The organism is Pelagimonas sp. (assembly GCF_050633425.1).
In the GTDB taxonomy this organism is placed as follows: Bacteria; Pseudomonadota; Alphaproteobacteria; order Rhodobacterales; family Rhodobacteraceae; genus Pelagimonas.
In genome coordinates this window covers 21,870-35,689 of sequence record NZ_JBOEGM010000023.1, presented here as the reverse complement: position 1 = coordinate 35,689, position 13,820 = coordinate 21,870, and the positions used below count along the sequence as shown (strand labels likewise).

The 13,820-nt window shown below is 53.3% G+C and carries 13 protein-coding genes; 10 read left to right on the top strand and 3 right to left on the bottom strand.

Annotation, left to right across the window (positions count from 1 at the left end):
- The first annotated feature begins 32 nt into the window (after nucleotides 1-32).
- The 8 genes from ACRBB0_RS19825 to ACRBB0_RS19790 are packed head-to-tail and all read left to right on the top strand — an operon-like array spanning nucleotide 33 to nucleotide 6,235.
- On the top strand, nucleotides 33-821 hold the full coding sequence (locus ACRBB0_RS19825; RefSeq protein WP_431376231.1) for a type IV secretion system protein: 789 nt from the start codon (nucleotides 33-35) through the stop codon (nucleotides 819-821).
- Between the two features lie 13 nt (nucleotides 822-834).
- Entirely contained in the window at nucleotides 835-1,488 is a 654-nt protein-coding gene (locus tag ACRBB0_RS19820) for a virB8 family protein (protein ID WP_431376197.1), read from the top strand.
- A gap of 1 nt (nucleotide 1,489) precedes the next feature.
- Nucleotides 1,490-2,188 carry a TrbG/VirB9 family P-type conjugative transfer protein gene (locus ACRBB0_RS19815; protein ID WP_431376196.1) on the top strand — a complete coding sequence of 233 codons (699 nt, stop codon included), beginning with the start codon at nucleotides 1,490-1,492 and terminating at the stop codon, nucleotides 2,186-2,188.
- Nucleotides 2,185-3,555 (top strand): TrbI/VirB10 family protein, encoded by a 1,371-nt coding sequence (locus ACRBB0_RS19810; protein ID WP_431376195.1) that lies wholly within the window; start codon nucleotides 2,185-2,187, stop codon nucleotides 3,553-3,555. Before ACRBB0_RS19815 ends, ACRBB0_RS19810 begins: the two co-directional genes overlap by 4 nt.
- Nucleotides 3,556-4,545 carry an ATPase, T2SS/T4P/T4SS family gene (locus ACRBB0_RS19805; RefSeq protein ID WP_431376194.1) on the top strand — a complete coding sequence of 330 codons (990 nt, stop codon included), beginning with the start codon at nucleotides 3,556-3,558 and terminating at the stop codon, nucleotides 4,543-4,545.
- Nucleotides 4,542-4,748 (top strand): hypothetical protein, encoded by a 207-nt coding sequence (locus tag ACRBB0_RS19800; RefSeq protein ID WP_431376193.1) that lies wholly within the window; start codon nucleotides 4,542-4,544, stop codon nucleotides 4,746-4,748. Before ACRBB0_RS19805 ends, ACRBB0_RS19800 begins: the two co-directional genes overlap by 4 nt.
- Nucleotides 4,745-5,140, top strand: coding sequence for a hypothetical protein (locus ACRBB0_RS19795; RefSeq protein WP_431376192.1), 396 nt, complete (start codon nucleotides 4,745-4,747; stop codon nucleotides 5,138-5,140). The genes ACRBB0_RS19800 and ACRBB0_RS19795 overlap by 4 nt, the downstream gene beginning before the upstream one ends.
- 15 nt (nucleotides 5,141-5,155) lie before the next feature.
- On the top strand, nucleotides 5,156-6,235 hold the full coding sequence (locus ACRBB0_RS19790; RefSeq protein WP_431376191.1) for a type IV secretion system protein: 1,080 nt from the start codon (nucleotides 5,156-5,158) through the stop codon (nucleotides 6,233-6,235).
- Between the two features lie 64 nt (nucleotides 6,236-6,299).
- On the opposite strand, the gene ACRBB0_RS19785 is transcribed toward ACRBB0_RS19790, so the two are convergent.
- From ACRBB0_RS19785 to ACRBB0_RS19775, 3 genes are read right to left on the bottom strand one after another with little or no spacing between them, the layout of a single operon-like run.
- Nucleotides 6,300-8,468 (bottom strand): type IV secretory system conjugative DNA transfer family protein, encoded by a 2,169-nt coding sequence (locus tag ACRBB0_RS19785; RefSeq protein WP_431376190.1) that lies wholly within the window; start codon nucleotides 8,466-8,468, stop codon nucleotides 6,300-6,302.
- Nucleotides 8,461-11,187 carry a relaxase/mobilization nuclease domain-containing protein gene (locus ACRBB0_RS19780; protein ID WP_431376189.1) on the bottom strand — a complete coding sequence of 909 codons (2,727 nt, stop codon included), beginning with the start codon at nucleotides 11,185-11,187 and terminating at the stop codon, nucleotides 8,461-8,463. The genes ACRBB0_RS19785 and ACRBB0_RS19780 overlap by 8 nt, the downstream gene beginning before the upstream one ends.
- Nucleotides 11,174-11,749, bottom strand: coding sequence for a transposase (locus tag ACRBB0_RS19775; protein WP_431376188.1), 576 nt, complete (start codon nucleotides 11,747-11,749; stop codon nucleotides 11,174-11,176). The genes ACRBB0_RS19780 and ACRBB0_RS19775 overlap by 14 nt, the downstream gene beginning before the upstream one ends.
- A 681-nt stretch (nucleotides 11,750-12,430) precedes the next feature.
- Between ACRBB0_RS19775 and ACRBB0_RS19770 the strand changes: the two genes are divergently transcribed.
- Together ACRBB0_RS19770 and ACRBB0_RS19765 are read left to right on the top strand one after the other, a co-directional pair.
- Nucleotides 12,431-13,138 (top strand): ParA family protein, encoded by a 708-nt coding sequence (locus ACRBB0_RS19770; protein WP_431376187.1) that lies wholly within the window; start codon nucleotides 12,431-12,433, stop codon nucleotides 13,136-13,138.
- Nucleotides 13,139-13,141: 3 nt separating this feature from the next.
- On the top strand, nucleotides 13,142-13,768 hold the full coding sequence (locus ACRBB0_RS19765; RefSeq protein WP_431376186.1) for a hypothetical protein: 627 nt from the start codon (nucleotides 13,142-13,144) through the stop codon (nucleotides 13,766-13,768).
- The last annotated feature ends 52 nt before the right edge of the window (nucleotides 13,769-13,820 follow it).

The following is a 13,820-nucleotide window of genomic DNA, read 5'->3' as shown; positions in this document are numbered from 1 at the left end:
GCGCAATTCTGCGTCAAACAATCACGGCAAGCATGATCGGTGCAGCCGCTTTCGTGGCCGCGCCCAGCCTTATGGGGGGCGGCGCAGCCTACGCGCAGGGTGTCCCAACGGTTGATACACAGAACATTGCGCAAGAAATCCAACAACTTCGTCAGATGATTGAAGATGAAGTCTTGCAGAACGAACAACTTCAACAAGCCTTGGCACAGTTGGAGACGTTGCGAGAGCAATACGCGCAACTTCAAGAAACGTATGCCGCTTTAACTGGCTTGATGGAGCTACCAGAAATCATCACGACGCAGTTTGAGGCGGAGCTAAACGGCCTGCTGGATCAAGAATTTGGCGACATTATGGGGACCATTGACGCGATCCAAAACGGCGATTGGTCTCAGTTGGCAGGCAGTGGGTCAGGCCAAATCCAAACCCAGATGACGCGCGTACTGGCCGACGCGGGTTTTGATGAAGATACACTGTCAGAAATGGCAAACAGCGGTGTCGGTGGCGCAGAGCGTGCGGCACAACAGGCCACCACCGGCGCGGTCATGTCTGCGGCGGCACAGAATAGCTATGAGGATGCCGGACATTCGCTTGAGCGGGTTGACCGCCTCGTTGGCATGATCGGTGACATGGAAGAACTCAAGGACAGCGTAGACCTCAATACGCGTGTCACCGCTGAACTAGCAATCGCGTTGGTGGCCCAATGGCAATTGGAAGCCGTGCAAACGGTTGGCACAGGCACGACTGGCGTTCTGGATGCCGCGACGCTCGCCGAAGAACGGCAATTCATGGACTTCACCCTGCCGACATTGAGCGCAGATTAAGGGAAACAATACATTGGCTACTGAACAGGAATACATCGAAGAAGAACTGATCTACGGCGCACGGCGTCGTGAACAGTTATGGCGAAAGCTCGGTCTGGGTGGCATGGCATTTGGGTTAATTGGGTGCTTGTCGGCGGCGGCGGTTGCTGTTCTCGATGTAGACCCTGAGCCAGTTGTCATTCCTTTCAACCCAGAAACCGGCATGGCTTTGCCTAATGCGCAGGTTGAAACACAGCGCGTAACGGAAAATCAGGCGATTATTGAAAGTGTCGCTTTCCGTTACGTGACAGACCGTGAAACCTATAACCAACTCGACAATGACGTGCGGGTTCGAAGCATTTTGGAAAGATCAGACGGTGCCGCCCTCGCATCAATGCGCGCGCTTTGGGACAGCGCAAACCCGAATTATCCCCCCGAAGTCTACGGCGACAATGCCCGCCTCGATGTTGAAGTCTTAAGCATCACGCGGATTGGGGTGAACCGCGCACAAGTCCGGCTTCGCAAGCGATTGACTTCAAATCAAGGCGTCCAAGCAGGTCTTTTTACCGCGACGATGCTCTTTGAATTTAGACCGGAAGAACGTCGATCCATTGATGACGTTTGGAGCAACCCCTTCGGGTTCACGGTCATAGAATACTCTATCCGCTCAGACAGATTGGAGAACTAGGATGAACGTATTGAAACCAACCATTCTGTCATTGGCTCTGGCTCTTGCGGCTGGCCCAGCACTGGCGGAATACACACCACGCGCCGGTGCAAACGACAGTCGGGTGCGTGTTGCTCAATATCAAGACGGGCAGGTGTATCGTCTCAACGTAAGCCTGACGCATGTAACCACGATTGAGTTTGGTCAAGGTGAAACGATCCGCTCGATCATTGCTGGCGACACGGAAGGCTTTCAACTCGACGGTGTTCCCGGTGGTCGCGCATTCGCGGTAAAGCCCAACGCGCGAGGTGTTCATACGAACATTACGGTCTACACAAATCGTCGGAGCTATTACTTCAATGTGCGTGAGGTAAACTCACCCACGTTCTACGTGGTCCAATTTCGGTATCCCGAAGACAATGTGAGGCCAGTCAACGCGGTCGCCCAACAAGCGCCAAATTACAATTATGCGGCCAGCAGCCAGACCGCCTTCACTCCCACGTCCGTTTGGGATGATGGAACATTCACCTACTTCCGGTTCGCGCGAAACGCTCCGATCCCTGCAATTTTCCGTTCTACCAATGGCCGGGAACGCACAGTCAATTCGCAACAAATCGAAAACGGCGTACTGCGCGTGTCAGGTGTCAGCGGGCAATGGGTGCTTCGCTTAGGCGATGAAGTTGTCTGCATTCAAGTCACTAATGGAGGGACAGGATCATGAGTGAAGCAGAAGACCTCAAAGCAAGGCTTGCTGCACTGGAAAACGCAGGCGGTGGTGGTAGTGGTAAGAAAAGACCGTCAACACTGGTTGCCCTTGCGGGGATAGCCGGTATCGGGGCGCTCGGCGGTGTTGCGTTCTTGGCGTTGCAACCTGAGACAGAAGATCCGATGCCTGTTGCACAGCCCGAGGAATTTCAGGCCCAGGGCGACGGCTTTGGCGAGATTGCACCATTCGTTCCCCCTGCTGCTCCTGAACCCGAGGTTCAAATTGTGGAAGCGCCAGCGGAACCGAACGCAGAACTATTGGCTCAATTGGCGGCACTGCAAGCTCAAATTGAAGAATTGCAAAACGCTCCTGAACCCGTTGTAGAAGAAGACACTGCCGCAGCGGACGCGATTAACGCCTTGACCGAACAAATCGCAGCGTTGCAATCGGCCTCTGAGGATGCGCAACAGCAATTCCAAGACGAGTTGGAAGCCCGCGACCGCGATCTTGAACGGTTGCGGATGGACCTCGAATTGGCACAACTTCAAACGCCAGCCCCAGCTCCGGCCGGACCAACGCAAGACGAATTGCTTGAAGCGGAAAGGCAACGTCTCGCCCGCGAAGAAGAAGCCCGCCGACTAGCGGAATTGGAACAACGCCGTGCGGCGGAACTCGCCTTTCAAGAGGCACGCATCCTCTCGCCCACCATCGCGTTCGGTGGTGGCGCTGGCGCTGATGAAGGTGAATTGAGCGGTCGCACTTTGGGCGCTGTTCAAGATTTTGTCGCCAATGGTGCGTTGCCAACACAGGTAACGCAGGCCGAAGTGATCGCGAACCCGGCAAACACAGTCGTCCAAGGCACGATGATCCAAGCCGTTACAGAAACGGCGCTGGATAGCACCCTCCCCGGCCCCATTCGCGCAATTATCTCTGAGGACGTCCATTCTTTTGATGGCTCACGCATATTGATCCCGCGCGGCTCACGGCTCATCGGTCGTTATCAATCCGGTGTGGAAATTGCGCAGCAACGGGTGACTGTCGCATGGGACCGGATCATACTTCCCAATAATCAAACCGTTGTCATTAGCTCCTTTGGTGGCGATGAACTTGGCCGCTCCGGTGTAACAGGCGTTGTTGATACGCGCTTCGATGAACGGTTTGGTTCCGCTGCATTGATTTCATTGATCACGGCACTTCCTGGGGCAGCCGCAGCACAGGTAGAAAGTGAAACGTCCGCAGAGGTCTTGGAAGACGTTGGCGACGATCTGGCGGATAGCACAGACTCCGTCCTCAGCGACTATCTGGCAATTGGCCCTGTGATCTATGTAGATCAAGGCTCTCGCATTACGGTCATGGTCGACCGCGACGTAGAGATTTTCTAGGTGGCAGGTAACTACTTCCAAGTCACTCTGGACAAGCTCCCAGAAGCCAAAAGGGGCGATGCAATCGAAATTTGCATCAACCCCGATGGTTCGATCTGGGGCGAGTTTCAAGGCGATCACTTTATGAACCGCCTTGATACCGTCTGGGACACGCGCCAGATCGGCGACTTAGCAACTCAGATTGCGGCGGCGGCTGAAACTAAAATCAGTCGAGACAAGCCGATTGTCTCTTGCAGCGTCGATTACCACGGAAGGGCTGTCCGGGCGCAGGTGATCCAAGATCCAGTTGTGCGCGGCGGATACTCCATCGCGTTGCGGTTCTTCTCAACCATGTCTCTCGATGATATTCAGTTGAAATTCCTCTTTGGCGAGGAAATCAGTCTGGAAAATAATCGGAAAGAGCGGAATCGTGAGCTGCGGAAGGTCGTGGAGTCGGGCGACATTGACGCCGCGGTTAAGTTTTGTGTCGATAAGCGCCTCAACGTCATCGTTTCGGGTGGCACATCCACTGGTAAGACCGTCGCCTGCCGTAAGATCATCAATTACATCGACGAGGCCGAACGGCTGATCACGATTGAAGAAGCAGCTGAACTGGTCCCAACGCAGCCGAACACGGTCACGCTTATCTCGAACAGAGACGTGCCGGTTCAAATGGCTGACGTTCTGCTGACCTCCACCCTTCGAATGCGACCAGACCGCATCATTCTTGGCGAAGTGCGTGGGAAAGAGGCTTTGACCTTCCTTGAAGCGATCAACACGGGTCATGGTGGCTCGATGACAACGCTTCACGCGGAAACGCCCCAATTGGCGGTTCAACGCCTTGCTATCGCGGCACTTAAAACAGATGTGCCAATGACTTACCAAGATATGATAAGATACATCGAAAGCTCGATAGATGTTATTATTCAAGCCGGTCGCCATGAGGGTGATCGGGGTATCACGCAATTCTATCTGCCGGGCGAAACGGATCAGGAAGGAGACGGAAAATGATCTATTTTGAACATGAAATCTTGACCTTCGGGACAGGCACGAAAAAAGAAATGAACGCTATGGCGGCGTCTTTGAAAGAATGGGGCGCGGCTGGTTATGAAGTGGTCAGCGTTGTTCCCATCCAAATTGGCGGTTCGGTAGTAACCGTGTTCCTCAAGCGGGAAGTAGTCGCCGAAGATAACAGTGATGGGAAGGCCGCATGAAAAACCTAACAATCTTCATCGTTGCATTTGTTAGCGCCGTCGCCAATGGGGCGGCGGCGCAATCCGTTTCCACCAATGATTATGATTTTTGTGCAAACCGACCAAATCGCCCAGAAATCGTAGAAGACATGCCGTTCCGCGAAGCACACCGGGGAATACTTATTCAACGCCTGTATGCAGCCAATGCTTTGCAGAGCGTAGTCGAGGGTAATGATTGTTCCTGTGAAACACGCTTTCCTCAGTGGGATAGTGCTGTTGAACAATATCTCGAACTCTACGCTGGTATCGAAGACCGACATGAAATTCGCACTCTAACCTCTGAGTTTACCCGTGCGATCAACGACTACCGCAAACTGGCCCGTCCAATCTGCGAAGAAGTTGGAAACTGGTAAGGGAGAAAAGAAAATATGAGTGTTGTTACATTTTTTGTCGAGACTGCCGACAACTTCCTAGAAGAAGCCGCAGAAACACAGTTTGGATCGGTCGCCGCGACTGTTGGAACCATTCTTGTCCTCGCGATGACTGTCGTTGTGTTGATGGTCCTTATCAACGCTGTTTTTCAATACAAGTCTATGGATGGAAGGCAAGCATTTTGGCTGGCGGTCAAGCTAACGTTGGTTGGGGTGTTTGCAACGAACTGGGCACAATTTAACTCGTTTTCAACGGCAATCCTGAGTGGCATCGACAGTATTGCAGGTTCGCTTGTTGCTTCGGTAGGTGGAGGGACGCCCGGGCCGTCCGGCACATTTGCGGAGGAGTTTGATGGCATCATCGAGCAGTTTGGTCTCTACATGAATGCGATTGGAAGCGAAATGCACTGGATGACGGGTGCTTTGATGGGTGCCATCGGAACCGTCATGTTGTCGATCCTGGGTGGTCTAGCAGCTTTCTTTCTCATTGCTTCACGCCTGATGATAGCGTTGCTGCTTGGACTCGCACCAATCATGATCTTCCTCACGCTGTTCGAAGTGACAAAGGATTACTTTGCACGTTGGCTGTCTGCGCTGATCTCTTTTGCTATGTATCCCGTCTTTATTGCCGGTGTATTCGCCACAATTATTGGCGTCTCGAACGCTTTGATCAACGAGCTTGGGAGTCCTGACGGGGCATCTAACATTGGTGCTATACTACCATTCTTCATGATGGTGTTCATGGCAAAGGGTTTCATCCTAGCAACTCCATTTCTTGTGCGAGCGGTCTCAGGCAACATCGTTATGCCAGCACTAAACAGCGGGTTAGGCGGTGCATACCAGTTTGGTGCGGCGGCTCTCGGTGGGAAACAAGCGCAGGCTAGAGCAAGTGTTGGTACAGCGACCGGGGCTGAATTGATCGCGTTGCGTGGCAGGACTATGCTTGGCATAGGCAAAACAGAAAAGCGCCAAAAAACAGCGGCCAATGATGCCAAACCTACGCCGCAACCAACCGGCACTGGCGCCCAACAACAGCGGTTGAAAGAACGAGCTGACCGGCTGGCTAGCAAAAAATAGACTGCTACAATAACAGCAAAAGGGCCGCTCATTGAGCGGCCCTTTTGCGTGGTGCTGGTCGTGATCACTCAGCGGCAGTAACTTTGACGCCCCCCTGCCCTTCGCTTTCAAACTCAATCTCAAGTGCGGCAAGCGCAGCCTCCGTGTCCTCGATAGCGGCAATGTCCTCGGGCGACGGTTCTTGAAGGTCAAGACTTTGTTGCACCGCTAGATCAAGCTGCGCCTGACGATCATCAAAGTCGCGGGTGGCGTGAACAACAGCTTTGGCACGTTTGCGGCCGGAAGTCGGCAGTTTCCCTTTCGATGGGATATGTGACGCCGCACCAACAGACAGAGGTTCTTTCTGTTCCCGTTCTGCTTTCTCTGACACATCGGCCCCCGCGCCACCTTCCGGCATAGGCTCTTGGCCCTTCACAGGCTGATCCGTTGATGAACCTGGCTGACCCTCTGGCATAGGCTCTTGACCCTTCACAGGCTGATCCATGGGTGTTGTTGTTTGGTCCGTATTATCGCGCTCTGGTGAAGCCTCTGGGGCCGGTCCAGACGCCTTCGCTTGATCAGATAGTGATACCTTGTCCAAAGATGTTTCTGGGAATGGCAATTCGCCCTTCTGTGCCGCATGGATGCCTTTGAAGAATGGATCATCGTAGTATTGAATCCGCTTCGCCCTGATCGGCATTTGTGCATCCACGACAATGATTATGTCATCAAGCGGTAGGCGACGGGCTTCATCTTCTGGAAGCAACGACACTTCTTCTGTCCGCTCTGACATGCTGCGTCCCTCGAATGGGTTTTTCCCGATGGAACGCGACCGCGTAACGACGCGCTTCGTCGTTTTACCAACAGCTTTGCTCAATTCTTCGACCGTCTTTTCATCAGATGGCGTCAGATAGAGCTTAACGCCCGCGTTGCCCTGCAGGGCGCGGCGGGTGTTCTCACCGTAAATCTCGTCCAGCGCTGGAATGGTCTGGGTGACGATTGCCAAGTGACCTTTGTATGATCTGAGCGTTTCGATACTGTCAGTAACAATCGGCATCTTTCCAAGACGGTTGAACTCGTCAAGCATGATCATGACCGGCCACGGCTCGTCTGGACCAGGTTCTTTGTCCTGCATTGAAGAAATAAGATCAGAGAAGAACAGCCGGATAAGCGCTGCCATTGGTTTGACCATATTTGGGGACACCACCAAAAAAACGGAAAAAGGCTTCTTCCGAATGTCCCTGAAATCAAAATCGGAAACCTGCGTGGCCTTGTCGATCGCGGGGTTGCTCCACTGGTCCAGACCCGAAGTCATAAGTAGCGACACATAGGAAGTCAGCGTGTCGTTGTTGGTCGATGCCATACGTTCAAAGATCAGCTTGCCCGCACGGTTCTGAATTTCGTCACGACGCATCATGAACTCTTTTTGCTTGTTACCACCGCTGGCCGTGATCCGGTAAATCTCCCCGAGCGTCGGGCGCTCTCGCTCGAATGCCAAAAGGCCGGCTGCAACAAACAAGTCGATCCCGCCCTTTAAGAGACCTTGAACGCGGTCACTGTCCGCTTGCAGAAACAGTGACGCCAACAACTGTAATTCCATCTGCTGACGGTCGGGATCTTCTAGCTCCGCAATCCGCAGCAAAGGGTTGTAACGATGGCTGCGACGGTCATGCCAGTCGGTTGGTGCAAAGCGATAAACCTTGTCACCCTCTGCGGCTCGATGCCGCGCTGTTGCTTCAAAGTTCTCGCCCTTCACGTCCAGGACCACAGCTGACCCTTTGAAGGTAAGCAGATTCGGAATGACAAAGCCTGTGGTTTTACCTCGGCCTGTTGGTGCCACGATCAACGCATGTGGAAAAACCTTCGAGCTGATCAGCTTGCCGTTGCCTTTTGGTTTTCCCAGCTTCCCGATGATGAATCCTGTTCCTGGCTTGCTGAAAAAACCGTTCTTGCGCATGTGCTGTGCCTTTTGCCATTGGGTGCGGCCAAACTTCGTCAGGGCGTTCCCTGATAAGACCGCGCTCAACAAGAGGCCGGTCACGCCGAAACCACCAACGATCAGGTTCACCAGTCGAAAATCGTCTGGTCGAAACCGCTGCAACCCGGTGTAATTCTCCGCAAGCCACATGAAGTCCAATTCAGCATTCATGCCGTAATCGCGGAACGTCAGAAAAGCGGTGGCGACGACATAGCCAATCGCCAAGAACACGGCTGTAAGAAGGAAAATACCCGCTGCGATCTTGCCCTTATCCATGTGTCTGCCCCTTTTCTGTGTCTGCGCGAACGGTCTTCAATCGCTGTGCATCAAATTCCTCTTCGGCAATTTCTGAGACGACTTCCCGCGTCGCCTCGCTGTTGGCGGTCTCGGCGTCTGATTGCAGATAGGCTTTGGCTGCGTACAAACGGTCAAGACGTTCATCAATCACGTGCTCCAAGGCATCGGCGTCACCGTTGCGCAGCGCTTCAAGTTGCTCGTCGTCCAACTCACGCTCGATCTGGTCGCGGAACTCATGACTGCCACGCCAGTTGTCGAACGGCCCTTCGATCTTTTCCGTCCGCTCATGCTCGATAACACGGCGCATTTCGGCGGTCTCTGCTTGATCTGCCCGATATGGCCGTATGGCATTGTCGAACTCGCGCACCCGTGCATCGGACCACTCTTGGGCCGTTTCACTGTCCTTATCATAGTCTGGATCAAAACGGTCGGTTTCCGGCTGATTGTCACGGGCTAGTCCATCACGCATTTGCTCTCCATAGCGATCCGCTGTGTCTTGCAAATACACTTCGATCCGACGCTGATCCGCAGGGCTAAGGTCGGCGTCGTTTCGGCTTTGGGCCAAACTCGTGAATGCTAGGCCCATATCTGAACCATTCACGACGCCACCGACTTGGTTTCGCTCAATCGACAAAGGTTCAAAGCGAGTATATTCGTCAGAACGCTCGTCAAACTGTTCACGCACCCCACGGTCAATATCAGCAACAATCTCTCTGTCCGACATATCGGCCCGCAAGGTGTTGCTCTGATCTGTCTGAACGTAGGTGGCGGGCTTCTCCATATCATCGCCAAGTTTATCCCATGCGCGGGACGCAAGCTGCGCGTGGGCCGGTGACTTCGCTGCAAAAGCGTCGAAGTCGGCTTGACGGTCCTGCTGCAAGGCTTGGTCGTTCTCGCCGTCTCTGAACTCCTGTGTTTGAACAAGGTTTTCCTCAAGCCGTTCAAACTCGCGCCGGTCTTCGCGGGTCATTTGGATAAGCTCTGGATTGTCAGCGATCCGTTCTTCAGCCCGCTCGGTCATTTGGACGGTGTAGCCACCAATAACCGAGGCAGGCATTCCAGCACGTTCCATCGCCCGCATGTTTTGATTGAATGCGTCCGTCACTGCCTCCTTATGTTCGGCCTCGGCAATGCCCTGCACTTCTGCAAGCTCGCTTCCGCGCTCCAACCGCAGTCGTTCGGACACGTCTTCGCGATAGTCTTGGTCCGCCGCATTCTGCATCATCGCCGCAAATTCTTCGTCTGACGGGCGTTCCTGATCATCGCTTAGGATCACACCATCATCCCTGATCACATCTGCTTGCTGTAGTGTTTCTCCCAGTCTCACATGCGCCTGATCCAACTTTTCAGCGGCTATCTCTAAGTCAGCCTTACGCTCAAGGTTCAAACCTTCGGTCTCTGCAATTTTTGTAAGGTCATCTGCAATCCAACGCTGCTCCAAAGAGGCATTGTTGGCCCCCTGCTCTACTCGCGCAATGACGGCCTCTGACGAAATGCCCGTTCCCCGCAACGCTGTCTCGATCTGAGCCCGTGTCTCAGGATCACGCATGGCTCCGATACCGTCTTTGTTGACGTTCGTTTCCGAATAAACGCCGGTGTCTGACGGTGCAGTAGTCAGCTTCGATGAATTTGCGCCAACGGGGTTCAAATGCGCAACTGGCTGTAATGCGCTGTCCAACTGTTTTTCCATCCGTGGCCGGTCAGCCTCGGACGCACTTTGGATTTGGCTTTCAATCCGATTAAGACGATCTGTGAGGCTTGTTTTCAGATCATCGAAACTCTGCTGGTTCTCCATGTAAACGTCTCCATCTGTTTGTAATTGACCCCCACGGGCAAGGACTTCGCCTGCACGGAAAAGGGCATTTGAAATGTCTTCCCTGTTGTCGTTGGTCGCTTCGGCTGACAACGAAAGGTAGACTTTGGATGTGGTGGCGATTTCGGCCAACGCGCGGTCAAGGTCACGTCCAACCCTCTCCCGCTGAACCGGCTCCCGGCCCTCTGCTTTGGCGTCGTAAATTTCCTTCGTGCGCGGCGCGTAAGTGACGTCTCCGCGATCAAGTCGCCGCGTTGCCTCAAGGCGAACACCAACCTTTTCGGCGTGTTCAACCATCGAAAGGCGAAAATCATCATAGTTAAAGTGATGATCCCGCCCCAGATAGAAATACTCACCCTCCTGGGAACGTCGATTCAAGACGATGTGCGCGTGGGGGTGCGCTCGATCCTCATGAACGGCGATGATGTAATCAAAGTTTCGATCATCATTTTGAAAATGCTCACGACAGACAGCCGCGGTTATATCTCGCACATCCTCGCCGCGTGTCCCTTGCGGATAGGACATGAGCATGTGAGTGGTGTGGCCCATCTTTGGGCGAAAGCCATCGTCCCAACGGCTTGAAAATCTATCAGTCAGACCTTTGATTTCGTCTCCCGAAAGCGTCTTCTTACCGTCCAACACGCCTCGGCTATCTACAATGTGGGATGACTTCGTTGTCAGGTATTCAAGCTGATTGGAAAGCTCTGCCTTAGTATGTGTTACGCCAGATTTAATAGCTTTGAACACGGCTGCACGGTGGCCTTTTGCTGCTCGGATCATTTGCGGCTTCTTCGCATGAAGCCCCTGCATGGAACCGCGCACACGGCTCCAACCTTCACGGAAAATCTCGCCCGTTACGGACTGAACCGCATCATTCCTCGCCATCGGCCAGCTCCTTCAAGGCGTCACTGACCAACATGGTGATCCCATCGGTCCTGCGACGGGACAGAAGATCTACCTGATCCGCAAAATCCAGAACGAACCCTGCAAGGCTCCGCATCTGCGCCAGACTTGATGGACCAAACGAAGGTCTCAGACCTTTGTTGTTCGATTCATTCATCCGCTTTGCGATCTGCGTCACGTTGTTTCCGACACGGTTCAACGCCGCCCGAAAGGCTTTCAATTCGTCGGCCAAATGCTCGTCAGGTTGAAAAACTCCGTTCGCGGACTGGATCAATCGGCGCATTCCATCTGACCGATTGCTGATCCCGTGCCGCGAAAGCACCACTTCAAACGCCCGTAGTTCCTCTGGTGTGACGGTCGTTCCAATCTGCGCGGTGCGGATGCCGGTATCGCGGCGGCGCTCTTTTTCGCGCTTCACGGTGTATTGGATCGTTCGCGGTGTTACCGAGTATCGCTTTCCAAGCACCTGAGCAGAAACGCCTTTTCGCGTTTCACGGACGACTTCCAATCGCTCCAAATCAGTCAAGCGTCGGCGACCAGCCATGCGAACATACACCTCCTATTTCCTGCCATCTTCCATACAATCACTTAGGCTTTGACGCAATTGTAAAGGTGCACCGCAAATTATAACATTGTTAAAGCCGTTAAGAGTGATTGTATTCCGTTTCAGACGGCCCCTTGCGGGTCGTCGTGTCGAGCCAGAGGCGAGACCGCCCAAAACCGAAGGTGATGGGCCAAGCCAAAAATGCGCCGCCTGACGGCTCAACAGCACTTTTGGCCCCTGCCCTACCAAAAAACACGGCATGGCCCTCTGACGGGCCGGAAATGCCCCCTCAAGCGGTATATCGCTTGGTAGCTGCCCCCTATTTCGGTTTTGACTGGTCTAAAAAGCAGACTATCGCGGCAGACAATCAACAGGAGACAAGAAACAAGATACGGGTTCGGGGCAATCTGGCAAGCAACACGAAACAAGCTACACGGCACAATCGACACTCGACAGGTAACCAGAAACAAGGAACACGCTGCAAGACACCGAACACGACACACGTAACACGCGACAAGAAACACCGAACGCGCAACAAAGGACACGCGACAAGAAACCTGTGACACGAAACACGCAACAAAACACCGAACAAGAGGCAGGCGACAAGAAACAGTAGACGCGATACCAGCAACAAGATACCAAGGACACGACACAAGCAACACGAAACAAAGGACAAGATACATGCCCAATGATGAAATGAAGGTCGTCTCGATCATCACGCGAAAAGGCGGCGCGGGAAAAACGACACTCACGCGGGCATTGGTCAGCGCAGCAATGGCGAGAGGCAAACGCTGTCTAGTGTTTGACGCCGACCCGCAACAAGCCTTAGCTCGATGGGCGAATAAGCTGCAAATCGAAGACCCACTGTTCCGCATTGAGCCGTTGACGATGGTGAACGAACTTTCCGAGAAAGTGGAACATGCATACGAAAACGACACTGCCGATTACGTCTTCATTGATACCATCGGGGCAGCGGGTGCATGGGCAGACGATCTTGCGGTTGAAAGCGATGTTCTAGTCATACCAATGATGCTGAGTGACGACGATCTTGAAATTACGACTGACACTTTCAACTGGTATGTCGGGCTACGTGATCGCGCCGAAGACCCAGACGCCTTACCGTCCTTTCATGTCGTAATGTCAAATGTGCCAGCCAAGCAAAGCAAGGCAGAGCTGGCAATCGAAGAAAAGGCTATCTCTCAATTTCCGGTTATGGACGATTATTTCATGCAACGGAAACAGCATAAGGATGCGTCGGCGGAGGGCTTCATCCACCACATTGCGGAGAACCGGCGTAACGGGCCAAGCCACTTGCGCGTTCAAGCAAAACACTTTGCCGAAGCGCTCGAAGAAGCCACCTCAATACTCGATGCTTTGACAGGGGGTTAACAGATGCCACGCAAGAAAAAGACCGCAATCAAGGGAAGCGACCCTGCGTATACATCAGACTTTTCGCAACCCTTGCCGACAAACAAGCCTGTTGTCGAAGAAACTCCGAAACCCGTTGTATCCAAACCCGAACCTGCGCCCGAAAAGTCTCCCGCACCAAAACCGACGCCCAAACCAACGGTAAAAACAGAGATCACCAAGCCAAAACAACCACCTGCGAAACCAGCACCAGCAGCAAAACCAAATTCAGAGCCGCAAGTCCAAGGATCAGGCGACAAACGCGAAATCGCCTTGTCGGCTGCGGTCAAGATGGACCAGCAAAAGCAATTGGACGCCTTGGAAGCACAAGGAACACCCGCGAAGGTTGCTATCACAATGGCGGGGCGTCGGGCAGTCGAGCAATTTGAGCCACAACCTGAGTATGTTGAAAAACAAGACGTTCAACGGATGCCAATGCGGCAGGGGTATAAAAGCACAAAACGCATTGATGCAAGTTTGCTTGATGCGCTCCGAAACAAACATGATCCACATCGCCTATCCTCCGATAGTGCGATGATGCGAGGTCAATTTGAACCATTGTTCTGGACCTGTCTCGATGCTGTTATCAAAGAACTGAACAGCAAAGATTGATAGAGGGCGCGATGCGCCACGATATTTTTAAGAGGGGGAAGGAGTTTCGGCT

Excerpts from the sequence above, each read along its gene's own strand:
- ACRBB0_RS19825 (WP_431376231.1), top strand. The coding sequence starts at position 33 with ATGATCGGTGCAGCCGCTTTCGTGGCCGCGCCCAGCCTTATGGGGGGC.
- ACRBB0_RS19815 (WP_431376196.1), top strand. The coding sequence starts at position 1,490 with ATGAACGTATTGAAACCAACCATTCTGTCATTGGCTCTGGCTCTTGCG.
- ACRBB0_RS19810 (WP_431376195.1), top strand. The coding sequence starts at position 2,185 with ATGAGTGAAGCAGAAGACCTCAAAGCAAGGCTTGCTGCACTGGAAAAC.
- ACRBB0_RS19800 (WP_431376193.1), top strand. The coding sequence starts at position 4,542 with ATGATCTATTTTGAACATGAAATCTTGACCTTCGGGACAGGCACGAAA.
- ACRBB0_RS19795 (WP_431376192.1), top strand. The coding sequence starts at position 4,745 with ATGAAAAACCTAACAATCTTCATCGTTGCATTTGTTAGCGCCGTCGCC.
- ACRBB0_RS19790 (WP_431376191.1), top strand. The coding sequence starts at position 5,156 with ATGAGTGTTGTTACATTTTTTGTCGAGACTGCCGACAACTTCCTAGAA.
- ACRBB0_RS19785 (WP_431376190.1), bottom strand. The coding sequence starts at position 8,468 with ATGGATAAGGGCAAGATCGCAGCGGGTATTTTCCTTCTTACAGCCGTG.
- ACRBB0_RS19780 (WP_431376189.1), bottom strand. The coding sequence starts at position 11,187 with ATGGCGAGGAATGATGCGGTTCAGTCCGTAACGGGCGAGATTTTCCGT.
- ACRBB0_RS19775 (WP_431376188.1), bottom strand. The coding sequence starts at position 11,749 with ATGGCTGGTCGCCGACGCTTGACTGATTTGGAGCGATTGGAAGTCGTC.
- ACRBB0_RS19770 (WP_431376187.1), top strand. The coding sequence starts at position 12,431 with ATGCCCAATGATGAAATGAAGGTCGTCTCGATCATCACGCGAAAAGGC.
- ACRBB0_RS19765 (WP_431376186.1), top strand. The coding sequence starts at position 13,142 with ATGCCACGCAAGAAAAAGACCGCAATCAAGGGAAGCGACCCTGCGTAT.